General features: G+C 64.0%; 22 protein-coding genes. 6 read left to right on the forward strand and 16 right to left on the reverse strand.

The window, feature by feature from the left end; translation table 11 throughout:
• The first annotated feature begins 26 nt into the window (after positions 1-26).
• From R2N11_RS15575 to yacG, 5 genes are all read left to right on the forward strand, one after another.
• Positions 27-1292: a type II secretion system F family protein gene (locus R2N11_RS15575; protein ID WP_316681642.1), complete on the forward strand. Its 1266-nt coding sequence runs from the start codon at positions 27-29 to the stop codon at positions 1290-1292.
• 4 nt (positions 1293-1296) lie between these two features.
• A complete protein-coding gene (locus tag R2N11_RS15580; protein ID WP_316681643.1) occupies positions 1297-2178 on the forward strand; it encodes a prepilin peptidase in 882 nt (293 codons plus the stop codon).
• A gap of 13 nt (positions 2179-2191) precedes the next feature.
• Positions 2192-2806, forward strand: coding sequence for a dephospho-CoA kinase (gene coaE, locus R2N11_RS15585; RefSeq protein WP_316681644.1), 615 nt, complete (start codon positions 2192-2194; stop codon positions 2804-2806).
• A gap of 129 nt (positions 2807-2935) precedes the next feature.
• Positions 2936-3694, forward strand: a complete 759-nt coding sequence (gene zapD / locus R2N11_RS15590; protein ID WP_199031777.1) for a cell division protein ZapD — start codon at positions 2936-2938, stop codon at positions 3692-3694.
• 8 nt (positions 3695-3702) lie between these two features.
• Complete coding sequence (gene yacG, locus R2N11_RS15595) at positions 3703-3906, forward strand: DNA gyrase inhibitor YacG (RefSeq protein ID WP_104657216.1); 204 nt, start codon at positions 3703-3705, stop codon at positions 3904-3906.
• On the opposite strand, the gene R2N11_RS15600 is transcribed toward yacG, so the two are convergent.
• The 5 genes from R2N11_RS15600 to R2N11_RS15620 form a co-directional block, all read right to left on the reverse strand.
• Positions 3899-4360 (reverse strand): NUDIX domain-containing protein, encoded by a 462-nt coding sequence (locus R2N11_RS15600; protein WP_430715448.1) that lies wholly within the window; start codon positions 4358-4360, stop codon positions 3899-3901. The two genes, yacG and R2N11_RS15600, sit on opposite strands and share 8 nt — an antisense overlap.
• Positions 4338-5222 carry an ATP-binding protein gene (locus R2N11_RS15605; protein ID WP_199031770.1) on the reverse strand — a complete coding sequence of 295 codons (885 nt, stop codon included), beginning with the start codon at positions 5220-5222 and terminating at the stop codon, positions 4338-4340. The genes R2N11_RS15600 and R2N11_RS15605 overlap by 23 nt, the downstream gene beginning before the upstream one ends.
• Before the next feature lie 16 nt (positions 5223-5238).
• Positions 5239-6468: a bifunctional glutamate N-acetyltransferase/amino-acid acetyltransferase ArgJ gene (gene argJ / locus R2N11_RS15610; protein WP_199031771.1), complete on the reverse strand. Its 1230-nt coding sequence runs from the start codon at positions 6466-6468 to the stop codon at positions 5239-5241.
• Positions 6469-6542: 74 nt separating this feature from the next.
• Entirely contained in the window at positions 6543-9347 is a 2805-nt protein-coding gene (gene secA / locus R2N11_RS15615) for a preprotein translocase subunit SecA (RefSeq protein WP_316681646.1), read from the reverse strand.
• Between the two features lie 258 nt (positions 9348-9605).
• A complete protein-coding gene (locus tag R2N11_RS15620; protein ID WP_316681647.1) occupies positions 9606-10571 on the reverse strand; it encodes a M23 family metallopeptidase in 966 nt (321 codons plus the stop codon).
• Positions 10572-10651: 80 nt separating this feature from the next.
• Between R2N11_RS15620 and R2N11_RS15625 the strand changes: the two genes are divergently transcribed.
• Positions 10652-11173 carry a DciA family protein gene (locus R2N11_RS15625; protein ID WP_316681648.1) on the forward strand — a complete coding sequence of 174 codons (522 nt, stop codon included), beginning with the start codon at positions 10652-10654 and terminating at the stop codon, positions 11171-11173.
• 49 nt (positions 11174-11222) lie between these two features.
• Here R2N11_RS15625 and lpxC read toward each other — a convergent pair whose 3' ends face one another.
• The 11 genes from lpxC to mraY all read right to left on the reverse strand — a co-directional run bounded on the left by lpxC (position 11223) and on the right by mraY (position 24439).
• Positions 11223-12140: a UDP-3-O-acyl-N-acetylglucosamine deacetylase gene (gene lpxC / locus R2N11_RS15630; protein WP_039599895.1), complete on the reverse strand. Its 918-nt coding sequence runs from the start codon at positions 12138-12140 to the stop codon at positions 11223-11225.
• 242 nt (positions 12141-12382) lie between these two features.
• Positions 12383-12883, reverse strand: coding sequence for a peroxiredoxin (locus R2N11_RS15635; protein ID WP_316681649.1), 501 nt, complete (start codon positions 12881-12883; stop codon positions 12383-12385).
• A gap of 460 nt (positions 12884-13343) precedes the next feature.
• Positions 13344-14546, reverse strand: a complete 1203-nt coding sequence (gene ftsZ, locus R2N11_RS15640; protein WP_316681650.1) for a cell division protein FtsZ — start codon at positions 14544-14546, stop codon at positions 13344-13346.
• 140 nt (positions 14547-14686) lie between these two features.
• Positions 14687-15919: a cell division protein FtsA gene (gene ftsA / locus R2N11_RS15645; RefSeq protein ID WP_199033303.1), complete on the reverse strand. Its 1233-nt coding sequence runs from the start codon at positions 15917-15919 to the stop codon at positions 14687-14689.
• Positions 15916-16803, reverse strand: coding sequence for a cell division protein FtsQ/DivIB (locus R2N11_RS15650; RefSeq protein ID WP_316681651.1), 888 nt, complete (start codon positions 16801-16803; stop codon positions 15916-15918). Before R2N11_RS15650 ends, ftsA begins: the two co-directional genes overlap by 4 nt.
• Positions 16804-16826: 23 nt before the next feature.
• Entirely contained in the window at positions 16827-17822 is a 996-nt protein-coding gene (locus R2N11_RS15655) for a D-alanine--D-alanine ligase (protein ID WP_316681652.1), read from the reverse strand.
• Positions 17819-19270, reverse strand: a complete 1452-nt coding sequence (gene murC / locus R2N11_RS15660; protein WP_316681653.1) for a UDP-N-acetylmuramate--L-alanine ligase — start codon at positions 19268-19270, stop codon at positions 17819-17821. Before murC ends, R2N11_RS15655 begins: the two co-directional genes overlap by 4 nt.
• A 15-nt stretch (positions 19271-19285) precedes the next feature.
• The gene (gene murG / locus R2N11_RS15665; protein WP_199032265.1) at positions 19286-20374 is read right to left on the reverse strand and encodes an undecaprenyldiphospho-muramoylpentapeptide beta-N-acetylglucosaminyltransferase; all 1089 of its coding nucleotides are present in this window, start codon (positions 20372-20374) and stop codon (positions 19286-19288) included.
• Positions 20371-21612, reverse strand: coding sequence for a putative lipid II flippase FtsW (gene ftsW, locus R2N11_RS15670; RefSeq protein WP_199032264.1), 1242 nt, complete (start codon positions 21610-21612; stop codon positions 20371-20373). Before ftsW ends, murG begins: the two co-directional genes overlap by 4 nt.
• Complete coding sequence (gene murD, locus R2N11_RS15675; protein WP_316681670.1) at positions 21609-23105, reverse strand: UDP-N-acetylmuramoyl-L-alanine--D-glutamate ligase; 1497 nt, start codon at positions 23103-23105, stop codon at positions 21609-21611. Before murD ends, ftsW begins: the two co-directional genes overlap by 4 nt.
• Before the next feature lie 164 nt (positions 23106-23269).
• Positions 23270-24439, reverse strand: a complete 1170-nt coding sequence (gene mraY / locus R2N11_RS15680) for a phospho-N-acetylmuramoyl-pentapeptide-transferase (RefSeq protein WP_048933141.1) — start codon at positions 24437-24439, stop codon at positions 23270-23272.
• Positions 24440-24441 lie beyond the last annotated feature (2 nt).

Consider the following 24441-nt stretch of genomic DNA (forward strand, 5'->3'; position numbering starts at 1 on the left):
CCCATACCGGGGGGTAGGAACCAACCATGGCCACACGAGCACCTGCCGCAAACCGCGCGGCCGCCGCGCCGGCACGCAAGACCGCCAAGACGAAGGCACCCACGCAGTACATCTTCGAGTGGGAAGGCAAGGATCGCAAAGGCAAGATCTTCAAGGGCGAGATGCGCGCCGAGAGCATCACCGAGGTGAATGCCGTCCTGCGCAAGCAGGGCCTGTCGATCACCAAATCCAAGCGCCGCCGTGCCGCCCGCGGCAAGAAGATCACGCCGAAGGATGTGGCGTACTTCACGCGCCAGCTCTCGACCATGCTGAAGGCCGGTGTGCCACTACTGCAATCCATCGACATCATCGCGAAGGGCCACGCCAACCCGAACTTCACGCAGTTGCTGACGGAAATCCGCGTCGACATCGAGTCGGGTAGCAGCATGGCGGCCGCGTTCCGTCGTCATCCGAAGTACTTCGACACGCTGTACTGCAACTTGATCGATGCCGGTGAACAGGGGGGTATTCTCGATGCCCTGCTCGAGCGCCTCTCCATGTACATGGAAAAGTCGCTTGCGCTGAAGGCACAGATCAAGTCGGCCATGATCTACCCGATCTCGGTGCTGACGGTGGCATTTGCAGTCACCGTGGTCTTGATGATCTTCGTGGTGCCCTCGTTCAAAGGCGTGTTCTCCAGCTTCGGCGCCGACCTGCCGGCCCCAACGCTGTTCGTCATCGCAATCTCGGACTTCTTCGTGAAGTGGTGGATACCGATCGTACTCGGCCCAGTCATCGGCATTGCGCTTTTCACGCGCGCGTTCAAACGGTCTGAGAACGTTCAGCGCTCCACGCATCGCTTCATTCTGAAAATACCCATCTTCGGCGACATCATCCGCAAGGCAACCACCGCGCGCTGGACACGCACGCTAGCTACCATGTTCGCCGCGGGCACGCCGTTGGTGGAATCGATGGACTCCGTGGCTGGCGCTGCTGGCAACTGGATCTATCACGATGCCACCCTGGAGATCCAACAGGCGGTACGCATCGGTACCAGCCTGACCAACGCCATGCAGGCCACGCACGTCTTCGACAACATGGTGCTGCAGATGACGCAGATCGGTGAAGAATCCGGCGCACTGGACAACATGCTGCTCAAGGTGGCGGAATTCTATGAGCGCGAAGTGGATGAGGCTGTCGCCAACATTTCTACGCTGATCGAGCCCGTTATCATCGTTTTCCTCGGCGTACTAATTGGCGGCATGGTGGTAGCGATGTATCTGCCCATCTTCAAGCTCGGTACGGTGGTCTAACGCAATGCATGATGTCTTTGTCATCCCCACGCTGGAGCAACTGCCGGCGTGGTTTGTAACCGGGATAGGCGGGCTGGTTGGCCTGCTCGTCGGCAGCTTTCTCAACGTGGTGATCCACCGGCTGCCCCGCATGATCGAGCGCGAGGAAGCCAACTACATCGCCGAGCTGCGCGAGGAACCGCTCCCGCATCCTGACGCGTACAACTTGGTCGTGCCACGCTCGGCCTGCCCGTCTTGCGGTCACCAGATCAAGGCCGTTGAAAACATCCCCGTGGTGAGCTGGCTGGCGCTGCGCGGGCGATGCAGCGCCTGCAAGACGCCGATCTCATGGCGCTATCCTGCGGTTGAGCTGGCCACCGGCCTGCTCACGGGAGCCTGCTTCTGGCACTTTGGGCCGACCTGGGTGGCGGTGGCCTCGGCCGTGCTGCTGTGGTTCTTGGTGGCCGGCACCATGATCGACGCCGACACCCAACTGCTGCCGGACGCCGTCACCCAGCCGCTGTTGTGGCTCGGACTGGGCGTGAACCTGTTCAGCATGTTCGCGCACCTGCACGACGCAGTGATCGGCGCAATGGCCGGTTACCTCTTCCTGTGGTCGATCTACTGGGCCTACAAGCTGCTGCGCGGCCGCGAGGGCATGGGCTATGGCGATTTCAAGCTGATGGCCGCACTAGGCGCGTGGTTCGGCTGGCAGGCGCTGCCGCTGCTCGTGCTGCTGTCTTCGGTGGTGGGGCTGGTCTTCGGGCTGTTTCGCATGGCACGCGGCATCAGCAGCGAAACGCCCTTCTCATTCGGGCCATTCATCGCAGGTGCCGGCGTGATCGCCTTGCTGGCTGGCCCGCAGTTGGTCATGCTGACGGGGCTCGGGCCCCTGCTGGCACCGTAACGGCACCATCAACATGCGCGTGATCGGCCTGACAGGCGGCATCGGCAGCGGCAAGAGCTACGTGGCAGACCGCCTGGCCGAGCGCGGTGCCGTCATCGTCGACACCGATGCCATCGCCCACGAGATCAGCGCGCCGGGCGGAGCTGCCATTCCCCAACTGGTTGCAGCCTTCGGCCCCGGCATCTTGCGTGCCGACGGTGCCATGGACCGCGACGCCATGCGCGCCCTCGCCTTCTCCGATGCAACAGCCAAGACGCGGCTCGAGCAGATCACGCATCCGCTGATCCGGGAGATCGCCCTGTCACGTGGCGCAGCTGCGCAGGCATCGGAGGCCCATCCGTACCTCGTCTACGTCGTTCCGTTGCTGGTGGAATCGCTGGCAGGGCATCACAGCTGGCGCACGCTGGTCGACCGCATCCTGGTGGTCGATTGCCCGGTCGAAACCCAGATTGACCGCGTGATCGCCCGCAATGGCCTGCCGCGTGCGCAGGTCGAAGCCATCATTGCCCGCCAGGCCTCCCGCGAAGCCCGCTTGGCTGCCGCCGACGACGTGATCGACAACAGCGGCACGCTGGCCGACCTCCTTGCGCAGATCGACCGACTGGACCAGGCCTGGCGGACGAGCTGAAACCATCTGAAAGGCGGCAGAACGGGGCCTTGTGGCCCCTTTGCATTGTGATGCGCGAGGGTCTCGCATAGAATGCGGGCAGATCGAAGCCAAACGGGCTTCGTGCCAGCCAAATCGGGCACCCAAGTTTTGATCCTGTACGAATATCCCTTCAACGAACGCATTCGGACGCTGCTGCGGCTCGAAGATCTGTTCGAGCGGCTGGATTTCTTTCTCGTGCAGGAACACCCGCTGCAGCACCATGTGGCGCTCACCACGCTGTTCGAGGTGGTCGACGTAGCGGGCCGCGCCGACCTCAAATCCGACCTGCTCAAAGAACTCGATCGCCAGCGCCAGACGCTCACCGCGCTGCGCGCCAATCCGCAGATCGACCAGGATGCCCTCGACGCCGTCATCAGCGAGTTGGAAACCGCCTCGGGCAACCTCACCGCCACGCACGGCAAGGCCGGCCAGCTCATCGCCGAGAACGAGTGGCTGACGAGCATCCGCAGCCGCGCCATCATCCCGGGCGGAACGTGTGAATTCGATCTGCCGGCGTATTTTGCATGGCAGCATCATCTGCCTGAGCGGCGCCGCGCCGACATCATCAAATGGGCCCAGCCCCTGGTGCCGCTGCGCGACGCCACGATGATCGTGCTGCGCCTGCTGCGCGAATCGGGCCAGAGTGGCAAGGTCATTGCCAATACGGGTAGCTATCAGCAGATGCTGTCGGGCCGCGTATACCAGCTCATGCAGGTGCGCCTGGATGAATCAGCGCTGGGGTTCATTCCTGAGATCAGCGCCAACAAGTACATGCTCTGGGTGCGCTTCACCCAGCAGGATGGTGACCTGCGCCCCAAGCCGGTCGACGCGGATATCCCGTTCCAGCTCAAGCTCTGCAATTTCTGAGCCGCGCCATGAATGTGAAGACCGTCAAATGCCCGACCTGCGGCAAGCCAGTCCCTTGGGTATCCGAGAGCCGCTACCGCCCGTTCTGTTCTGAACGCTGCAAACAGATCGACCTGGGCGCCTGGGCAGCCGAGCAGTACACGATCCCCGTGGTGGAAGACGACGATCTGCCCGACGCACCGGGTGGTGATACGAGCGGCAAGCTCAACTAGCCGTCGCTTCTTCGCGCATCCATTCGAACACTGGCAGCGTCGCCGGTAGCACCGGATCGACGCTGATCGGCAGCGTCTGCCAAGCGAAATCCTGGCCCTCCAGCGCACGCAGCGTGCCTTCCCACGACGTCACCTTGCAGAAGTGCAATCGCACATACGCGTGCGGGTAGTCGTGCTCAATGGTGTGCCACGGTACGCAGGTGCGCAGCGTGACATCCAGCTCCTCCTTCAGCTCGCGCGTGAGCGCCGCTTCCACCGATTCGCCCGCCTCAAGCTTGCCGCCAGGGAATTCCCAGTAGCCCGCATACGGCTTGCCTTCGGGGCGCTGCGCCAGCAGAAACTGACCGTCCGGCTGCACAAGCACGCCCACAGCCACTTCGGTGATCTTGCGGCCGTCGGGGGTATGCGTCGGCGGCACCAGCATCATGTTGTCAGCCGACATGCTGCCGCCCATGCTTGCCGCCCCAGTCGCGGGCGAATTGCCATGCCACACGGCCTGAACGCGAACCGCGCTCCAGCGCCCACACCAGCGCGTCGCCACGTGCGGCGGCGATGTCTTCGTCGCTGCAGCCGAAGTGCCTGAGCCAGTGGCCGACGATGGTCAGATACTCGTCCTGCTTGGGCGGGTAGAACGACAACCACAGCCCAAAACGCTCAGACAACGAGATCTTCTCTTCCACCACCTCGCCCGGATGGATTTCACCGTCCGCCGTGTGCTGATAGGTCTCATTGTCCTTCATGTATTCCGGCAGCAGGTGGCGCCGGTTGGACGTGGCGTAAATCAGCACGTTGTCCGACTGCGCCGCCACCGAGCCGTCCAGCGCAGACTTGAGCGCCTTGTAGCCCGACTCGCCCTCTTCGAACGAGAGGTCGTCACAAAAAATCGCGAAGCGCTCAGGGCGCGTGGAGAGCCGTTCAACGATGTCGCCCAGGTCGGCCAAGTCATCCTTGTCGACTTCCACCAGACGGAGGCCTTCCTTCACGAATTCGTTCAGGCAGGCCTTGATCAGCGACGACTTGCCCGTGCCGCGCGCGCCGGTGAGCAGCACATTGTTGGCCGGCAGCTTACGCACGAACTGGCGCGTATTGGCCACGATGGCGTCCTTCTGGCGCTCGATGTTGTGCAGATCGCTCAGATGGATCGGCGGCAGTTGGCGGATCGGCGCCAGATAGCCGATGTTGCCGAACAGGCTCTGGCGCTTGCGCCAGCGGAAGGCAACCGCCTCGCTCCAGTCAGCTTCGGTCAGCTCAGGGGGCAGCCATTGCTCGAGCCGCCCCAGGAAACGGTCAAGCCGTGCGGAAAGATCAGACGACATGGCGGCTGGCTCCGGATTACGAGCGGTAGTCCGCGTTGATCGACACGTAGTCGTGCGAGAAGTCGCACGTCCACACGGTGGCAGTGGCGTCGCCGCGGCCAAGCGCGATGCGCACGGTGATTTCAGCCTGCTTCATCACGCGCTGGCCGTCTTCTTCACGGTAGTCGGGGTTGCGGCCACCGTCACGGGCGACCCACACGTCGTCGAGCCACAGGTTGACGCCATTCACGTCGAGGTCGTTCACACCGGCATAGCCGACAGAGGCCAGGATACGGCCCAGGTTGGGGTCCGACGCGTAGAACGCGGTCTTGACCAGCGGCGAATGCGCGACCGCATAGGCGATCTGACGGCACTCTTCGACATTGCGCCCGCCTTCCACCTGAATGGCCATGAATTTGGTGGCGCCTTCGCCGTCACGCACGATCTTCTGTGCGAGGTCTTGCGCAAGGCCCGTCAGTGCTTCGCGCAGTGCGGCGTAGTCGGGGTGCGATTCGGAATCGATACGCGGCGTGCCGGCACGACCCGTGGCGATCACGACGAACGAATCGTTGGTCGACGTATCGCCGTCCACCGTCACGCTGTTGAACGAGTGATCGGCCGCGTAGCGCACCAAGCCTTGCAGTACGGCCTCATCCACATTGGCGTCGGTGGCGATAAAGCCAAGCATGGTCGCCATGTTCGGGCGGATCATGCCCGCGCCCTTGCTGATGCCCGACATGCGCACGGTCTTGCCCGACAGCGTGCACGTGGCGGACGCCGCTTTGGGTACGGTATCGGTGGTCATGATGGCCTCAGCAGCGGCCAGCCAGTTGTCGGGCTTCGCGTTGGCCTGCGCGGCGGGCAGCCCGGCGACGATGCGGTCCACCGGCAACGGCTCGAGAATCACGCCGGTCGAAAACGGCAGCACCTGTTCCGCCGACACGCCCAGCAGCTTAGCCACCGCATCGCACGTCTGACGTGCATGCGCGAGACCCGGTGCACCGGTACCGGCATTCGCATTGCCGGTGTTCACGACGATGGCACGTGCGCCCTTGCCGCTCGCCAGATGCTCGCGGCACACCTGTACAGGCGCGGCGCAGAAGCGGTTTTGCGTGAACACGCCGGCCACGCTCGAACCCTCGGCGATGCGCACAAGCAGCACGTCCTTGCGATTGGCCTTGCGCACACCGGCCTCGGCCCAGCCAAGGTCCACACCATCGATCGGCAACAGGGAGTCTGCGGCGGGCGCAACGAGATTCACAGCCATGGAGCACACCTTTCAAATGAGGATGCCCGCAGTGCGGGCATCGTGAATCAACAGAAAACAGGTTCTAGACAGCGTCAGGCCAGCTTGCCGTGGCACTGCTTGTACTTCTTGCCGGAGCCGCACGGGCACGGATCGTTGCGGCCGACCTTGGGCACCTCGCCGGCCAGCGCGGCGGCAGCCGCCGATGCAGCCGAACGCGGCGCCGCCATGCCCGGCGTTGCGCCGTGAATCTCAGCATCGCCCGCGGCCACTTCGGCCAGTTCGCTGAATTCATCGTGCTTGTACTGCACGTTGCTCAGCGCAGAGAGGTCTTCTTCGATCTGCTCCGAAGCCTGCTCCAGTTGCTCCTGCGACTGGATGCGCACCGTGAAGACGATACGCGTGACTTCGTTGCGGATAGTGTCGAGCAGGCGACCGAACAGTTCGAACGACTCGCGCTTGTACTCCTGCTTCGGGTCCTTCTGCGCGTAGCCGCGCAGGTGGATACCCTGGCGCAACATGTCCAGCGCAGCCAGGTGCTCGCGCCAGTGCGTGTCGAGGCTCTGCAGCATCACCGAACGCTCGAAGCCGGCGAAGGACTCGCGGCCAACCTGTGCCACCTTGCCTTCGTACACCGCTTCGGCGGCGTCCATCACCATCTTCAGCAGCTGTTCGTCTTCGATCGACTGCGCGTCTTCCAGCGTCTTCACCAACGGCTGGTCAACACCCCAATCATCACGCAGCGCCTTCTCCAGCCCGGCGACATCCCACTGCTCTTCCATCGTTTCCGCTGGCACGTAGCTGCGGAACAGCTCGGTGAACACGGATTCACGCAGGTTCTTGACGACATCGCCAATATCACCTGCTTCGAGGATCTCGTTACGCAGCTTGTAGATTTCGCGGCGCTGGTCGTTGGCAACGTCGTCGTACTGCAGCAGTTGCTTGCGGATATCGAAGTTGCGGCCCTCCACCTTGCGTTGGGCCGATTCGATCGAGCGCGTCACGATGCCAGCTTCGATCGGCTCGCCTTCGGGCATCTTCAGGCGGTCCATGATGGCGCGCACGCGGTCGCCCGCGAAGATGCGCAGCAACTGATCGTCCAGCGACAGGTAGAAGCGCGACGACCCCGGGTCGCCCTGACGGCCCGCACGGCCACGGAGCTGGTTGTCGATACGGCGCGACTCATGACGCTCGGTGCCGATGATATGCAGACCGCCCGCGGCCTTCACCTGCTCGTGCAGCGACTGCCATTCGTCCTGCAGCGTCTTCACGCGCTTGGCCTTTTCCGCATCAGAGAGCGACTCGTCAGCCATCACGAAGCCTGACTGCTTCTCCACGTTGCCGCCCAGCACGATATCGGTACCGCGACCAGCCATGTTGGTCGCGATGGTGATTGCCTTGGGCCGGCCCGCTTCAGCAATGATTGCGGCCTCGCGCTCGTGCTGCTTGGCATTGAGCACCTGGTGCGGCAGCTTGACCTGGTTCAGCAGGTTCGACAGCAGCTCAGAGTTTTCAATGGATGTGGTGCCCACCAACACCGGCTGACCGCGCTCGTAGCAATCTTGAATATCGCGGATGACCGCGTCGTAGCGTTCCTTGCCGGTCTTGTAGATCTGATCCTGCAAGTCCTTGCGCTGCGGCGTGCGGTTGGTCGGGATCACCACGGTTTCCAGGCCGTAGATCTCCTGGAATTCGTACGCTTCCGTATCGGCCGTACCGGTCATGCCAGCCAGCTTGGTGTACATGCGGAAGTAGTTCTGGAACGTGATGGTCGCCAGCGTCTGGTTTTCCTGCTGGATCTGCACACCTTCCTTGGCTTCCACGGCCTGGTGCAGACCGTCGGACCAGCGGCGACCCGTCATCAGGCGGCCGGTGAATTCATCAACGATCACCACTTCACCGTTCTGCACCACGTAGTGCTGATCACGGAAGAACAGGCTGTGCGCGCGCAAGGCGGCGTACAGGTGGTGCATCAGCGTGATGTTCTGCGGCGCGTAGAGCGATTCGCCCTCGCCGATCAGGCCAGCCTGCAGCAGGATCTGCTCGGCCTTTTCATGGCCCGATTCGGTCAAGTAGACCTGGTGCGATTTTTCGTCGACGTAGTAGTCGCCCGGCTTTTCAACGCCCGTGCCATCGGCCTTTTCTTCACCGATCTGACGCGTGAGCTGCGCCGGGATGCCGTTCATGCGGCGGTACAAGTCGGTATGGTCTTCGGCCTGGCCGGAGATGATCAGCGGAGTACGCGCCTCGTCGATCAGGATCGAGTCCACCTCATCGACGATGGCGTAGTTCAGCGGACGCTGCACGCGCTGGCCGGCGTCGTACACCATGTTGTCGCGCAGGTAGTCGAAGCCGAACTCGTTGTTGGTACCGTAGGTGATATCCGATGCGTACGCGGCCTGCTTCTGGTCGTGGTCCATGGTGGTCAGGTTGACCCCCACCGACAGGCCCAGCCAGTTGTAGAGCTGGCCCATCCACTCCGCATCACGCTGCGCGAGGTAGTCGTTGACCGTGATGACGTGCACGCCCTGACCGGAGATGGCGTTCAGGTACACCGCCAGGGTCGCCGTCAGCGTCTTGCCCTCGCCCGTGCGCATTTCAGCGATCTTGCCGTCGTGCAGGACCATGCCGCCGATCATCTGCACATCGAAGTGACGCATCTTCATCACGCGCTTGCTGGCCTCGCGGCACACGGCAAACGCTTCAGGCAGCAGCGCATCCAGCGTCTCGCCCTTGGCAAAGCGCTGGCGGAACTCCTCGGTCTTGGCCTGCAGCTCAGTATCGGAGAGCGCCTCGAACTTCGGCTCGAGCGCATTGATCTGCGCCACCTTGCGGCGGTACTGTTTGATCAGCCGTTCATTACGGCTGCCGAAAATCTTCTTGAGAAGGCCCGTGATCATCGATGGCTAGGGCCGACGAACCACCCGGAAAGCACCTCGCGGAAGACCGCGAAACGCAGGCGGCGCAACGGCCCGAATAGGGTTGGCGCAAAGGCGGGAGTTTAGCATGGGCAAAACCCCCGTTTGATGGCAGCGGACCGGCCAGATGTGGCAGGAACGCCGCACTTTGGCACAGCATTGAACCCCGCCGGAATCGGGCGGGCAACCGCACACTCACGCTGATCTGGGGACGGGCGCCCCAATTGCAACCCGGCGCAGTCAGTGGCCGGCGGCCGTCATGCTCTTGCCGATGTCGGCCGCTGCAACCTGCGGGGCTGGCGCCTTGGTCGCGGCCATCTTGGGTTGACCAGCGTTTTCTAGGAAGGCCACCGGATTCTGCGGTACGTCGTTGACGTGCACCTCGAAGTGCAGGTGCGACCCGGTGGCGCGGCCGGTGCGACCCACCAGCGCGATGCGCTCACCCGCCTTGACGATGTCACCGATCTTCACGAGCACCTTGGATGCGTGGGCATAGCGCGTCTTCAGGCCGTTGCCGTGGTCGATGTCGACCATGTTGCCGTAGTCACTGCGGTATTCGCTGGCCACCACCACGCCGCCGGCTGCCGCCACGATGGGCGTGCCCACGGGCGCAACGAAGTCCACGCCGTCATGCTGCGTGCGCCGGCCGGTGAATGGATCAATGCGCGCGCCAAAGCCCGACGAGTCATAGCCAACCGCCACCGGGCGCACTGTCGGCATCATCTTGGCGTGGATCTGGCGGTCCATCAGTGTGCTCTCGAGCACGCTGAGGTAATCGTTGCGCTGGTCTGCCGAGCGCGTCAAACGGTCGAGTTCGGACTGAATCTCCGGCATCGACATCGACCGGGAGAACGCGCCCTCCGGCCCACCACGTCCGGGCTGCGACTTGAAGTCGAACTCGCGCGGCGGCACGCCGGCCAGGCCTGACACGCGGGCACCCAGTGCATCCAGGCGCACCATCTGCGCCTGCATTTCACCGATGCGCGCGGCCATCAGGTTGAGGTTTTCGCGGGTCACGCTGGAGTCCGCACCGGAGGTACCGGACAGGGCTGCGCCAGGGACTAGGCCCTGCTTGACCGCCAACCACATCGCCCCGCCCGACAATGCCGCAACAGCCAGCAGCGCCGCACCAATCGCCGCGACGACACTGCGCCGCGACAGGTGCACCGCGCCAGTCTTGCGCGGATGAATCAGGATGATCTGCATCGCTCGCCCATGGCCCCAAGAAGGGACAAAAAAGCCGCCCAACGGCACGAAAGCGCAATGAAGCGCCCTACAATGCCGGCATGCGAATCTTTGTTCATCCCGCTCTCAAGACGCCCGTAGCAAAACCGGTCCAGGACTGGCTCTCGGGTGCCGGCTCGGTCGGCCCGCTGATGCAGGCAGCCAAGCAATTGGCGTCGTTGGAAGCGGAGGTGTTGTCGCTCTTGCCGCCCGGCTTGGGCGGCGGCGTGGCGATCGGTGGCATCAAGAACGATGCGCGCGACAGCCGAGAAGCGACCTTGGTGTTGCTCGCCGCACATAGTGCGGCTGCGGCGCGCTTACGGCAGGTGGTACCCACCTTGCTGGAGCGTCTGCAACGCCGGGGATCGCAGATTACCGCAATTCGTGTACGGGTACAACCGCAGGGCGGAAATGACAGCTTATGGCCACAAGAGACCGAAAAGCCGCCCAAACGCGCCAAGATGACAGCAGTTGGGCTCAACAGCCTAGCGACGCTGGCCAACGAATTGCCCGATTCGCCGCTGCGCCAGGCCTTGGCGGAGATGGTTGCACGGCATATCCCGCCGCGCACGGCACCCAAATGAAAAGCGCCCCGTAGGGCGCTTTTTTCATGCTTACAACCGCGGCTGCCTATCAGGAAAACGCCGGCTGCAACTGCGGCAGGAAGGCGCGTGGCGCTTCTTCCAGCTTGTCGAACGTGACGATCTCGTAAGCCGTTTCGTCCGCCAGCAGCGCGCGCAGCAGCGCGTTGTTCAGGCCGTGGCCCGACTTGTGCGCCGTGTAGGCCGCGATCAGCGGATGACCCACCACGTACAGATCACCAATGGCGTCGAGAATCTTGTGGCGGACGAACTCGTCGCCGTAGCGCAGTTCGTCGTTGTTCAGCATGCGGTGTTCGTCGAGCACGATGGCGTTGTCCAGACTGCCGCCGCGCGCGAGGCCCACTTCACGCAGCATCTCGAACTCATGCGCAAACCCGAAGGTGCGCGCACGGGCGATCTCGCGCGTGTAGCTGGTATCGGCAAAGTCGATTTCGAAGGTACGCCCCGTCTTGTCGATAGCCGGATGGCGAAACTCGATCGTGAACGCGAGCTTGAAGCCGAAGTACGGGTCCAGGCGGGCGAGTTTGTCACCCTCACGGATTTCCACCGGCTTGGTCACGCGGATGAAGCGCTTGGCTGCACCCTGCTCTTCGATGCCAGCCGATTGCAGCAGGAACACGAACGAGGCTGCGCTGCCATCCATGATGGGAATCTCTTCCTCATCGACGTCGATATACAGATTGTCGATACCCAGGCCAGCGCACGCCGACATCAGGTGCTCGACGGTCGACACGCGGGCGCCATCCTTCTGCAGCACGGAAGCCAGGCGAGTATCGCCGATGGCGCTGGCGCTGGCGGGAATCTCAACAGCCGGGTCGAGGTCGACGCGCGTGAACACGATGCCGGTGCCTGCGGCTGCCGGGCGCAACGTCAACGTCACCTTACGGCCGGAATGCAACCCGATGCCGACGGTCTTGACGACGGACTTGATGGTGCGTTGTTTCAACATGGCCGCCCTCAACTCACGGATATTCTGCGATTGTTTTTTTCTATGCGGTTCGCATAGGTGATAACCCTAATCATACCATTTTCACGCCCCCGCCTTCAAAGCGACTTTTGTATCGGGATGTTAGGGGTCTGCGCATTCTGCTCAACCTTAACGTGCGCGAATGGCCTGCGGATGCCGCATCAGTCTTGCGGCGGCATGCTTGGCGGGCTGGGCTCCGCCATTTGGAGGGTTTTGGCGTGGCGTCAGAGTATCGCCAAGATCGATTCCGCATCGCTGACGGCGAACTGCCCCGGGGCCTCCACCTGTAGCGCTGTTACCACACCATCTTTCACGACCATCGCGTAGCGCTGCGAGCGCACACCCATACCGCGCTTGGAGAGATCCTGGTCCAGGCCGAGCTTGCGTGTGAACTCTGCGCTGCCGTCGGCCAGCATGCGGACCTTGCCGTCGGAGCCCTGTGTGCGAGCCCAAGCGCCCATCACAAAGGCATCGTTGACCGACACACACCAGATCTCGTCGACGCCCTTGGCGCGCAGCGCGTCGTAGTTCGCCACGTAGCCAGGAACATGCCGCGCCGAGCACGTCGGCGTGAAGGCTCCAGGCAGGCCAAAGATGACGACGGTTTTGCCTTCTGTCAGGTGCTCGACCGAGAAGGCGTTGGGTCCGAGCGCGCAACCGTCCTTTTCCACTTCAAAGAACTCGTACAGCGTTGCGTCGGGAAGTGGTTGACCAGGCTGGATCATGATGGTGACGAATCGTTGCGCACTGATACCACGATCATAAAACCTGTTCGCGATCCGTGGCGAGTGGTCTGAGCTTGGTTTGAGAAGCGCAACCGTACACGCGTACGGGGAGCATCGCAGGACCAAGATCAGGCCGCGCAGCAGGATCACGAACAGGTTTTAAGAACGAGACCGCCCGCGTGAGGAGATCACGCGGGCGGTCTTGGGAGACAACCACATCAGAACCATTGCACCGCGCGCGGCACGACGAACGGGCACACCCGCCGGGCGGGATGAACCCTTCCGGGGAGGCGGCCAGAGGCCAGCCCGCCCGGCGGCAACGACTGTGTCCGGTTCGTCGCGCGCTGTCGGCTGTTCAGCGGCAGGCCATCACACAACGGCGGTCACGGGAGGGGAGCCGTGAGCCGCACGCGGCATGGGGTGCCACCGGCAGCCGGACGTGCGCGGGCAACTTACCCGGTCAGTCGGCCTGCTTGCGCAGGAATGCCGGAATGTCGTACGTGTCGACGCCCTTTTCCTGCAGTGCTGCCACGTGAGCCGATGCCGACTCACGCGAGCTGCGCCACACGGCCGGGGTGTCGAAGCTGCTGTAGTCCGGCGCGGCCGCCACCGAATGACCCATGGCGCCACCGCCAAAGGCCACCGGCTGGTTGTCGGTGCCGGTCTTGAGCAGCGTCATCGTCTGCTGCTGTTGTTGCTTGTTGCGGGCAGCACGGCCCAGGCCCGTCGCCACCACGGTCACGCGCAGCGCGTCGCCCATGGCATCGTCGTAGACCGTACCGAAAATGACGGTGGCATCTTCCGCGGCATAGCTGCGGATGGTGTTCATCACTTCCTTGGTTTCGGACAGCTTGAGCGAGCGGCTGGCCGTAATGTTGACCAGCACGCCACGCGCACCCGACAGGTCCACACCTTCCAGCAGCGGACTTGCCACAGCTTGCTCAGCGGCCAGGCGTGCACGGTCGACGCCGGACACGGTAGCCGTACCCATCATCGCCTTGCCCTGCTCACCCATCACGGTCTTCACGTCTTCAAAGTCGACGTTCACCAGACCGTCGACGTTGATGATTTCCGCAATGCCGGCCACGGCGTTGTGCAGCACGTCGTCGGCGCACTGGAAGCACTTGTCCATCTCGGCGTCATCGCCCATGACTTCGAAGAGCTTCTCGTTGAGCACGACGATCAGCGAATCGACGTTGCCTTCGAGTTCGTTGGCGCCATGCTCGCCAACCTTCGAGCGGCGTGCGCCCTCAAAGTCGAACGGCTTGGAGACCACGCCCACGGTCAGGATGCCCATTTCCTTGGCGATCTGCGCGACCACCGGTGCCGCGCCCGTGCCCGTGCCACCGCCCATACCGGCGGTGATGAAGACCATGTGCGCGCCGCGCAATGCATCGGCGATCTGCTCGCGAGCTTCATCAGCGCAGTGCTTGCCAACTTCCGGCTTGGCACCGGCGCCCAGGCCCGTGCTGCCCAGTTGCAGCACGCGCGAAGCGGTCGAACGCTTGAGCGCCTGCGCATCGGTGTTCATGCAGATGAATTCCACGCCTTGCACGCCGCGGTTGATCATGTGCTGCACGGCGTTACCGCCCGCGCCGCCGACGCCGACCACCTTGATGATGGTGCCGTCCTGCATTTCCGTTTCAATCATGTCGAAGTCCATCGTTGCCTCCAGAAGTGATCAGTCCCAGACGATGCAGCCTCCCCGCCGCAACCCCTGGTTCCTGAACAAAAAACATCAAAACAAGAAACTCAGCTTCGCTCCCCCAGGGAGCACATCGCCAACACCCAAGCGCCCCGCACTTAGAAGTTGCCGATGAACCATTCCTTCATGCGCGTCCACATCTGCTTGGCAGAACCGGACTGCACAACCACCTTTCGCCCGCGCATGCGCTGCACGCGACCTTCCTGCAGCAGGCCCATGACCGTCGCGTAACGCGGGCTCTTCACCACCTCGTGCAGGTTGCCGCGGTACTCGGGCACCCCCACACGCACAGGCTTCAAGAACATGTCTTCGCCCAACTCCACCATGCCGGGCATCATTGCGGTGCCACCGGTGAGGACCACGCCGCTGGAGAGCAGCTCCTCGTAACCGGATTCACGCACCACTTGGTGCACGAGCGAGAACAGTTCTTCCACGCGCGGCTCGATCACAGCGGCCAGCGCCTGACGCGAAAGCGTGCGCGGGCCGCGGTCGCCCACGCCCGGCACGTCGATCATCTCGTCCGGGTCAGCCAGCACCTGCTTGGCGATGCCGTATTGGACCTTGATGTCTTCGGCGTCCGGCGTCGGCGTGCGCAGGGCCATGGCGACGTCGTTGGTGATCTGGTCGCCAGCGATGGGGATCACAGCCGTGTGGCGGATCGCGCCCTCGCTGAAGATGGCGATGTCGGTCGTGCCGCTGCCGATGTCGACCAGCACCACGCCGAGTTCCTTCTCGTCTTCCGTCAGCACGGCCAAGCTCGATGCCAGCGGCTGCAGGATCAGGTCGTGCACCTCAAGCCCGCAGCGGCGCACGCATTTGACGATGTTCTGCGCCGCACTCACCGCACCGGTCACGATGTGCACCTTCACCTCCAGGCGGATACCGCTCATGCCGATCGGCTCGCGCACGTCTTCCTGGCCGTCGATGATGAATTCCTGCGTGAGGATGTGCAGGATCTGCTGATCAGTCGGGATGTTGACGGCCTTGGCGGTTTCGATCACGCGCGCCACATCGGTGGAGGTGACTTCCTTGTCCTTGATCGCCACCATGCCGCTCGAATTGAAGCTGCGGATATGGCTGCCGGCGATACCCGTGAACACCTCGCCGATCTTGCAGTCCGCCATCAGCTCCGCTTCTTCGAGCGCTTTCTGAATCGACTGGACGGTCGCCTCAATGTTGACGACCACGCCTTTCTTCAGCCCCTTCGATTCGGTCTGGCCCATGCCGATGACCTCGTAGGCGCCGTCCGGACGCAGCTCGGCCACCACCGCCACCACCTTGGAGGTGCCGATATCCAGCCCGACCAGAAGATCCTTGTATTCCTTGCTCATCGCGTTTTCTCTGTGCTTCGCGTTGCTTTGTTGTTGGCCGCTGCATTCGCTTTCGGCTTTGCAGCATTGCTGGTGCCGGGCAACTTGCCCCCCTTGGCCAGCACCGCAGCCTGCGCATCGGTCAGGAAGCGCACACCCGTCGCACGAACCGCGAACCCGTTGGGGTACCGCAGATCGGCGTATTCAATCTGACCACCCCAGCGCTGCGTGACCTGCGGCCACGCACGCACAAAGCGGCGGGCACGCGCGGCCAGCGCGGTGCGATCGTCATCATTCAATTCGCGGCCAAACTCGACGACCGTGCCGTTGGACAACCGCGCGCGCCACGCGTAGCGGTCTGTGAGCGTCACGCTCACGGGCTCGGTGTTCATCGGCTTGAACCACTCGGTCATGGTTTCCAGCTTGTCGACCACTTCCTGCTCGGTGCCGTCGGGGCCGGCCAGCGCCACCAGATCGGCGTCGTCTTCCGCCTCGGCCAGGTTGGCGACGAAGACCTCGCCGTATGTGTTGACCAGCTTGCCGGAATCGTTGCCACCCCACGTGCCCAGCGCCTCATGCTCCTGCACTTCCACCAGCAGCCCGTTGGGCCACACGCGACGCACGCTGGCGTGGCGCACCCAGGGCACCGATTCGAAGGCCTGACGTGCGTCATCCAGGTTCAGCGTGAAAAAGTTGCCGCGCAGCTTGACCAACGCGTTGGCGCGAAGGCTCGGCACGTTCACGTGGCGCATTTCGCTGCCGGCCATCGGCATCACACGCACCTGCTGCAACTGGAACATCGGACGCTGCATCAGCCAGACCGCCCCCACGCCCAAGCCGCCGAGCGCGAGCAGCGCATACAGCGCACTCGCGACGGCGTTGAGGAGACGGGTGTTGTGCCACATAACGTTGTGCTGACCAGTTCGGCTTACTCAGGTTTCCAATCGGTACTTGCGTGCAGCTCCAGCGACGCACTGGCCGCCAGTTGCAACACGAAATCTTCGTAGCTGATGCCCGCAGCGCGCGCGCCCATCGGCACCAGCGAATGCCCGGTCATGCCCGGCGACGTGTTCATCTCCAGCAGGAACGGCGCGTTGTCGGACTTGCGCAGCATGATGTCGGCACGGCCCCAGCCACGGCAGCCCAACCCGCGGTACGCCTGCACCACCAGCGCCTGCACGCGCGCCGCCACATCGGCGGGAATCGGTGCCGGGCACTCGTAGCGCGTGTCGTCGGTGAAGTACTTGTTCTGGTAGTCGTAGTTGGCCTGCGGCGCGACGATGCGGATGAGGGGCAGCGCGGTGGCGCTCTCGCCTTCACCGATCACGGGGCATGTCAGCTCGTCGCCGTCGATGAACTGTTCGGCCATCACGTCGCGGTCCAGTCGCGCGGCCTTTTCATAGGCGGCAGGCAGCTCGGCGGCGCTCGTCACCTTTGTCAGGCCGATCGACGAACCTTCGCGTGCCGGCTTGACGATCAACGGCAGGCCCAGGCGGTCGGCCACGGTTTGCCAGTCGGTGTCGGCCTTGAGCATGACGAAGTCGGGTGTCGGCAGGCCGTGGGTCTGCCACTGGCGCTTGGTGGCTTCCTTGTCCATTGCCAGCGCAGACGCGAGTACGCCGCTGCCGGTGTACGGAATGCCGAATTGCTCGAGCAGGCCCTGGATCGTGCCGTCTTCGCCAAAGCGGCCATGCAGGGAGATCACCACGCGATCGAAACCCTGCGTGGCAAGATCGGCCACCGGTTGCAGGCCCGGATCGAACGGATGTGCATCGACGCCGCGCGAGCGCAGCGCCGCCAGCACGCCGTTGCCCGACAGCAGGGAGATCTCCCGCTCGGCCGAGCGGCCACCCAGCAGCACGCCAACCTTGCCGAGGGACGTCGGGTCAATCATCGGATGCGGAACGAACGGACCGGTGCTCATGCTGCCGCGCCTCCGTTCAGATCGACCACATTCGGCGCGCGTACTTCTGCCTGCCGCGCAACCACCTGACCCGGCACTTGCCCGATCGTCCCTGCACCCATGGTGATGACCACGTCGTTATCCTGCACCGCATCCAGAATGGCTTGCGGCATGTCTTCAATCTGTTCCACAAACACCGGCTCGATCTTGTTGGCCACCCGCAACGCGCGGGTAAGCGCACGACCGTCGGCCGCGACGATGGGCGGTTCGCCGGCGGCGTACACCTCGGCCAGCAGCAGTGCATCGACGGTGCCGAGCACCTTCACGAAATCTTCAAAGCAATCGCGCGTACGCGTGAAGCGGTGCGGCTGGAAGGCCAGCACGAGGCGGCGATTGGGGAAGGCACCGCGCGCTGCAGCCAGCGTGGCGGCCATCTCGACCGGGTGGTGGCCGTAGTCGTCAATGAGCGTAAAGCGGCCCTTTCCATCGGCGGTCGGCACCTCGCCATAACGCTGGAAGCGGCGGCCCACGCCGTTGAACTCGGCCAGCGCCTTGACGATGGCCTCGTCCGGCACTTCCAGCTCGGTGGCGATGGCGATGGCGGCCAGCGCGTTCTGCACGTTGTGCAGACCCGGCAGGTTCAGCGTGATCGACAGCGGCGGCTCAGCGTGGCCGTTGAGCTGGCGGATGACGGTGAATTCCATGCGACCGTCCACGGCGCGCGCGTTGACGGCACGCACCTGCGCATCCTCGGCAAAGCCATAGCGCACCACTGGCTTGGACACAAACGGCAGGATCTCGCGCACGTTCGGGTCATCCACGCACAGCACGGCGATGCCGTAGAACGGCAGGCGCTGCGTGAACTCGATGAACGCCTGCTTCAGGCGCGCGAAGTCGTGCCCATAGGTGTCCATGTGATCGGCATCGATGTTGGTGATGACCTCGATCACGGGGAACAGGTTGAGGAACGATGCGTCGGACTCGTCCGCCTCGGCGACGATGAAATCGCCCGTGCCCAGTCGCGCGTTGGCGCCAGCCGAGTTGAGGCGACCGCCGATCACGAAGGTCGGATCCAGACCACCTTCAGCCAGCACGGAGGCGACCAGGCTGGTGGTCGTGGTCTTGCCATGCGTGCCGGCAATGGCGATGCCCTGCTTCAGGCGCATCAGTTCGGCCAGCATGACCGCGCGCGGCACGATCGGGATGCGCTTGGCACGGGCGGCCAGCACTTCCGGGTTGTCACCGCGCACGGCGGTGGACACCACTACCGCGTTGGCGCCGACCACGTGTTCCGGCGCGTGGCCCTGCATGACCGTAGCGCCCAGCGAGGCCAGACGCTGCGTCGCCGCGCTGGTTCCCAAGTCCGAGCCCGTCACGCGGTAGCCCAGATTCAGCAGCACCTCGGCAATGCCGCTCATGCCGGCGCCGCCAATGCCCACGAAATGGATGTTCTTAACGATGTGCTTCATCAGTCGATTCCTTCCCTATGCCCGTGCCACCGCAACACACACGTCGGCGACACGCTCGGCCGCTTCCGGCCTTGCCTGTTCACGTGCTTTAGCCGCCATATCGGCCAATTGCGCACGCGTCAGGGACGCGAGTGTATCTGCCAGCGAGGCCGGACCCAGCTCCGGCTGAGGCACCAACAGCGCCGCGCCGCGTTCAGACAGAAAGCGCGCGTTGGTGGTCTGGTGGTCGTCCACCGCATGCGGGAACGGCACGAACAACGCCGCGACACCCGCCGCGGCCACTTCAGAAACTGTCATTGCGCCTGCGCGGCAGATCACGAGATCGGCATGCGCATACGCCGCAGCCATGTCGTCGATGAAGGGCACCGCCTGCGCGTGCGTGTCATCGATACCGGCAGCGGCGTAGTTGGCACGCAGCGTATCGATCTGCTTGGCGCCCGCCTGGTGGATGACGACGGGGCGCGTGTCGGCGGGCAGCAAGGCCAGCGCCTTAGGCACGACATCATTCAGCGCTGCGGCGCCCAGGCTCCCCCCCACCACCAGTACGTGCAGCGGTCCGGTGCGCTCGGCATAGCGCACTTGCGGCGATGGCAGCATCGCCAGATCCGCGCGGATCGGGTTGCCGACCCATTCAGCGCCAGCCAGCGCATTCGGGAAGGCGCACAGCACGCGATCGGCCACACGAGCGAGCACGCGATTGGCGAGACCGGCAATCGAATTCTGTTCGTGCAGCACCAGCGGGCGACCCAGCAGCACACTCATCATGCCGCCCGGGAAGGTGATATAGCCGCCCATACCCAGCACGACGTTCGGACGTACCTTGCGCACCACGCCCAGGCTCTGCCAGAACGCACGCAGCAGGTTCAGCGGCAGCAGGAGCTTCGTCATAAAGCCCTTGCCGCGCACGCCGCCAAACTGCACCGACTCCATCGGGAAGCCGTGTTTGGGCACGAGCTGGCCTTCCATGCCGTTCGCATTGCCAAGCCAGACCACTTTCCAGCCGCGCGCGGCCAGCAGCTTGGCCACCGACAGCGCCGGGAAGATGTGGCCGCCCGTGCCGCCGGCCATGACGAGAAGCGTGCGCGGAGACGAGCCAGTCGTCATACCTTGCCCCCACGCATCAGCACGCGGTTCTCATAGTCGATACGCAGCAGCAGCGCGAGCGCCACGCAGTTCATCAGGATGCCCGAGCCACCGTAGCTGACCATCGGCAAGGTCAGGCCCTTGGTGGGCAGCAGACCCAGGTTCACGCCCATGTTGATGAACGCTTGCCAGCCAATCCAGATACCCAGCCCCTTGGCGACCAGGCCAGCGAACGTGCGGTCGAGCTGCAGCGCAGTGCGACCGATCTCGAAGGCGCGGCGCACCATCCAATAGAACAGCAGGATCACGATCAGCACGCCAACAAAACCGAGTTCCTCGCCGATCACGGCGAGGATGAAGTCGGTGTGCGCCTCAGGCAGGTAGTGCAGCTTTTCGATGCTGCCGCCCAGCCCAACGCCCGTCCATTCGCCACGGCCGAACGCAATCAGCGAGTGCGTAAGCTGGTAAGCCTTGCCCTGCGCGTATTCCTCTTGCCACGGATTCAGGTACGCGAAGATCCGCTCGCGACGCCACGGCGACGCCACGATCAGCAGCGAGAACGTCGACACTGCCGTCAGCACCAGCCCACCGAACAGCTTACCGTTCACGCCGCCCAGGAAAAGAATGCCCATGGCCACGGCCGCGATCACCAGGAACGCGCCCATGTCCGGCTCCAACAGCAGCAGCGACCCGACGAAGGCCACCGCCACGCCCATCGGCAGGAAGCCCTTGCGCACGCTCTGCATCCAGTCCTGCTTGCGCACCGTGTAATTGGCGGCGTACAACACCACCGCCAGCTTCATGAGCTCCGACGGCTGGAAATTCATGACGCCCAGCGGCAGCCAGCGCCTCGCACCGTTCACACCCTTACCGACGTGCGGGATCAACACGATGATCAGCAGCACCAGCGCGATGATGAAAAGCTTGGGCGCGTACTTGTCCCAGAACTTGACCGGGATCTGGAACGCCACGACAGCCCCCACCACACCGATCACCAGCGAGAAGATGTGGCGCACCAGGAAGTGCCCGTTGCTGTAGTTGGCGTACTTGGGCGAATCCGGCAAGGCGATCGATGCCGAATACACCATCACCAGCCCGAGGCCGAGCAGCACGATCGCCACCCACATCAGCGGCTGGTCGTACTCCATCATCTTGGAGCGCGTAGGCTTGACGCCCGAAACAGCATCGCGCAGGCCACCCCACGCGCTGCCGATGGTGGCGCCGATGAAGCCGCTGCGCTTGATCTGGGTGTCGCTCATAGGACGACTCCTCGGTCAGCCGCCAGTGCGGCCACGGCCTCATGGAATACCTGGGCGCGGTGTTCGTAGTTGCGGAACATGTCAAAGCTCGCGCACGCAGGTGACAGCAGCACGGCGTCCCCCGCCTGGGCGCGCCCGGCTGCCTCATGCACGGCTGCTTCCAGCGTCGGCGCATCGACCAGCGTGACACCGGTATTGGCCAATGCCTCACGAATCTGCGGCGCATCGCGGCCGATCAGCACCACGGCACGCGCGTACTGCGCCACGGGTGCGGCCAGCGGTGAGAAGTCTTGCCCCTTGCCGTCGCCACCCGCGATCAGCACGACATGCTTGGACAGACCCGACAGCGCTGCCACTGTCGCGCCAACGTTGGTGCCCTTGCTGTCGTCAAAGAATTCGAGATCATCAAACGCGGCGATCAGCTCGACGCGGTGCGGTTCACCGGCGTAGTCGCGCAGACCGTGCAGCAGCGCGCTCACCGGCAGACCGATGGCGCGGCACAGTGCCAGCGCGGCCATCGCGTTGGTGGCGTTGTGCAAGCCGCGGATGCGCAGCGCGTCGGCGGGCATCAGGCGCTTCAGACGCACGGGCACCGGCACGGCAGGCGTGGTGTCGCCCTTCTTACGGCGCGTGGGCTTGGGCAAATCATCTTCATCGGCCTCAGCCAACACAATCCACGGCATGCCACCTTCGCGCAGAAGGCCGAGTGCATCCGGCGTGGCCGGCTCGTCGGTCCCGAAGGTAACGTTGCCACCCTTGCTGGCGAACGCCATCACACCGGCGTCCTGACGGTTCAGCACACGCACGGTGTTGGCGCCGAAGATGCGGCCTTTGGCAGCCGCGTAGGCTTCCATCGTGCCGTGCCAGTCGAGGTGATCCTGCGTGATATTCAGGATGGTGGCGGCGTCGGCATCCAGCGTGTGCGTGGTTTCCAGTTGGAAGCTGGAGAGCTCCAGCACCCACACGTCCGGCAGCGTGCCAGCGTCGACACACTCGGTCAGCTTATCCAGCGCCGACGGGCTGATGTTGCCCGCCACGCCAACGGTCTTACCGGCGCGTTCAGCCAAAGCGCCGGTGAGCGCAGTGGTAGTCGTCTTGCCGTTGGTACCCGTGATGGCCAGCACGCGCGGTGCGTAGCCCCGCGCGGACTTGAGGCCGGCGAGTGCACGCGCAAACAGTTCGATCTCGCCCCACACCGGCACGGTGCGCTCTTTGGCGGCAGCCAGCAGCGCAGCGACGTTGGCGTCCAGCGGCGACAGGCCCGGGCTGATCGCCACCAGCGTCACGCCTTCGAGCAACGAGCCCGTGAACGGACCGCTCACAAACTCAGCATCCGGCACATGCGCACGCAGCGTCGGCAGATTGGCCGGCGCCTCACGCGTATCGGCCACACGCACACGTGCGCCATGGCGAGCGCACCAGCGCGCCATCGCCAGGCCGGATTCGCCCAGGCCGAGCACCAGCACGAACGGCGCATCGAACTCGAGGAACATGCGCGGTTCCTGCGCAGTCTCGGCGGCGGGCATCGGCTCAGTCGAGTCGAACGTGGCGGCCACAGCTTCCAGGTCCGCACCCACGACGGACTCAGCCGCCGCTTCTGTCAGCGTCGGCTCCATGTCGTCGTCGGGATGGGCGATGGGTTCGGTCATGTCCGTTCTCACCGCAGCTTCAGGGTCGACAGGCCGATCAGCACCAGCATCATGGTGATGACCCAGAAGCGCACGACCACCTGCGTCTCCTTCCAGCCGCTCAGCTCGAAGTGGTGGTGCAGCGGCGCCATGCGGAACAGACGCCGGCCCTCGCCGTAACGCTTCTTGGTGAACTTGAACCACGTCACCTGCAGCATCACCGAGAGCGTCTCGACCACGAAGATGCCGCCCATGATGAACAGCACGATCTCCTGGCGCACGATCACGGCAATGGTGCCGAGTGCCCCGCCCAGCGCCAGCGCGCCAACGTCACCCATGAACACCTGTGCCGGATGCGCGTTGAACCACAGGAAGGCAAGCCCTGCCCCGGCCATGGCCGAGCAGAAGATCAGCAGCTCGCCCGCGCCCGGAATGTGCGGGAACAGCAAGTACTTGCTGTACACGGCACTGCCCATCACGTAGGCGAAGATGCCCAGCGCGCTGCCCACCAGCACCACCGGCATGATGACGAGACCATCGAGGCCATCCGTCAGGTTCACCGCGTTGCTGGAGCCGACGATCACGAGGTACGTCAGGATGATGAAGCCGAACACGCCCAGCGGGTAGCTGACTTCCTTGAAGAACGGCACGATCAGGTGCGACTTGGCCGGCAGGTTGATCGACAGGCCGCTGCGCACCCAGTCCAGGAAGAGTTCGAGCACACGCATGTTGCTCGTCTCCGACACCGAGAACGCCAGGTACGCGGCAGCAAACAGGCCGATCACCGTCTGCCAGAAGAACTTCTCACGCGAGGACATGCCCTTTGGATCGCGGTGCACGACCTTGCGGTAGTCGTCCACCCAGCCAATCGCGCCGTAACCAAGCGTGACGAGCAGCACGATCCAGATGAAGCGGTTGCCCCAGTCGGCCCACAGCAGCGTGGACACGGCAATACCGATCAGCACCAGCACACCGCCCATGGTGGGCGTGCCGGCCTTGACCAGGTGGGTCTGCGGACCGTAGCTGCGCACGGCCTGGCCGACCTTCATTTCCGTCAGACGACGGATCACCCACGGCCCGAACCCGAGGCCGATCACCAGTGCCGTGAGGGATGCCATCACGGCCCGGAACGTCAGATAGTTGAAGACGCGCAGGAAGCCGTAGTCGTTCTGCAGCCATTGCGCCAATGCCAATAACATGG

The organism is Ralstonia flaminis (assembly GCF_958415495.1).
Classification (GTDB): domain Bacteria; phylum Pseudomonadota; class Gammaproteobacteria; order Burkholderiales; family Burkholderiaceae; genus Ralstonia; species Ralstonia flaminis.

Excerpts from the sequence above, each read along its gene's own strand:
- R2N11_RS15575 (WP_316681642.1), top strand. The coding sequence starts at position 27 with ATGGCCACACGAGCACCTGCCGCAAACCGCGCGGCCGCCGCGCCGGCA.
- R2N11_RS15580 (WP_316681643.1), top strand. The coding sequence starts at position 1,297 with ATGCATGATGTCTTTGTCATCCCCACGCTGGAGCAACTGCCGGCGTGG.
- coaE (WP_316681644.1), top strand. The coding sequence starts at position 2,192 with ATGCGCGTGATCGGCCTGACAGGCGGCATCGGCAGCGGCAAGAGCTAC.
- yacG (WP_104657216.1), top strand. The coding sequence starts at position 3,703 with ATGAATGTGAAGACCGTCAAATGCCCGACCTGCGGCAAGCCAGTCCCT.
- R2N11_RS15600 (WP_430715448.1), bottom strand. The coding sequence starts at position 4,360 with ATGGGCGGCAGCATGTCGGCTGACAACATGATGCTGGTGCCGCCGACG.
- R2N11_RS15605 (WP_199031770.1), bottom strand. The coding sequence starts at position 5,222 with ATGTCGTCTGATCTTTCCGCACGGCTTGACCGTTTCCTGGGGCGGCTC.
- argJ (WP_199031771.1), bottom strand. The coding sequence starts at position 6,468 with ATGGCTGTGAATCTCGTTGCGCCCGCCGCAGACTCCCTGTTGCCGATC.
- secA (WP_316681646.1), bottom strand. The coding sequence starts at position 9,347 with ATGATCACGGGCCTTCTCAAGAAGATTTTCGGCAGCCGTAATGAACGG.
- R2N11_RS15620 (WP_316681647.1), bottom strand. The coding sequence starts at position 10,571 with ATGCAGATCATCCTGATTCATCCGCGCAAGACTGGCGCGGTGCACCTG.
- R2N11_RS15625 (WP_316681648.1), top strand. The coding sequence starts at position 10,652 with ATGCGAATCTTTGTTCATCCCGCTCTCAAGACGCCCGTAGCAAAACCG.
- lpxC (WP_039599895.1), bottom strand. The coding sequence starts at position 12,140 with ATGTTGAAACAACGCACCATCAAGTCCGTCGTCAAGACCGTCGGCATC.
- R2N11_RS15635 (WP_316681649.1), bottom strand. The coding sequence starts at position 12,883 with ATGATCCAGCCTGGTCAACCACTTCCCGACGCAACGCTGTACGAGTTC.
- ftsZ (WP_316681650.1), bottom strand. The coding sequence starts at position 14,546 with ATGGACTTCGACATGATTGAAACGGAAATGCAGGACGGCACCATCATC.
- ftsA (WP_199033303.1), bottom strand. The coding sequence starts at position 15,919 with ATGAGCAAGGAATACAAGGATCTTCTGGTCGGGCTGGATATCGGCACC.
- R2N11_RS15650 (WP_316681651.1), bottom strand. The coding sequence starts at position 16,803 with ATGTGGCACAACACCCGTCTCCTCAACGCCGTCGCGAGTGCGCTGTAT.
- R2N11_RS15655 (WP_316681652.1), bottom strand. The coding sequence starts at position 17,822 with ATGAGCACCGGTCCGTTCGTTCCGCATCCGATGATTGACCCGACGTCC.
- murC (WP_316681653.1), bottom strand. The coding sequence starts at position 19,270 with ATGAAGCACATCGTTAAGAACATCCATTTCGTGGGCATTGGCGGCGCC.
- murG (WP_199032265.1), bottom strand. The coding sequence starts at position 20,374 with ATGACGACTGGCTCGTCTCCGCGCACGCTTCTCGTCATGGCCGGCGGC.
- ftsW (WP_199032264.1), bottom strand. The coding sequence starts at position 21,612 with ATGAGCGACACCCAGATCAAGCGCAGCGGCTTCATCGGCGCCACCATC.
- murD (WP_316681670.1), bottom strand. The coding sequence starts at position 23,105 with ATGTTCCTCGAGTTCGATGCGCCGTTCGTGCTGGTGCTCGGCCTGGGC.
- mraY (WP_048933141.1), bottom strand. The coding sequence starts at position 24,439 with ATGTTATTGGCATTGGCGCAATGGCTGCAGAACGACTACGGCTTCCTG.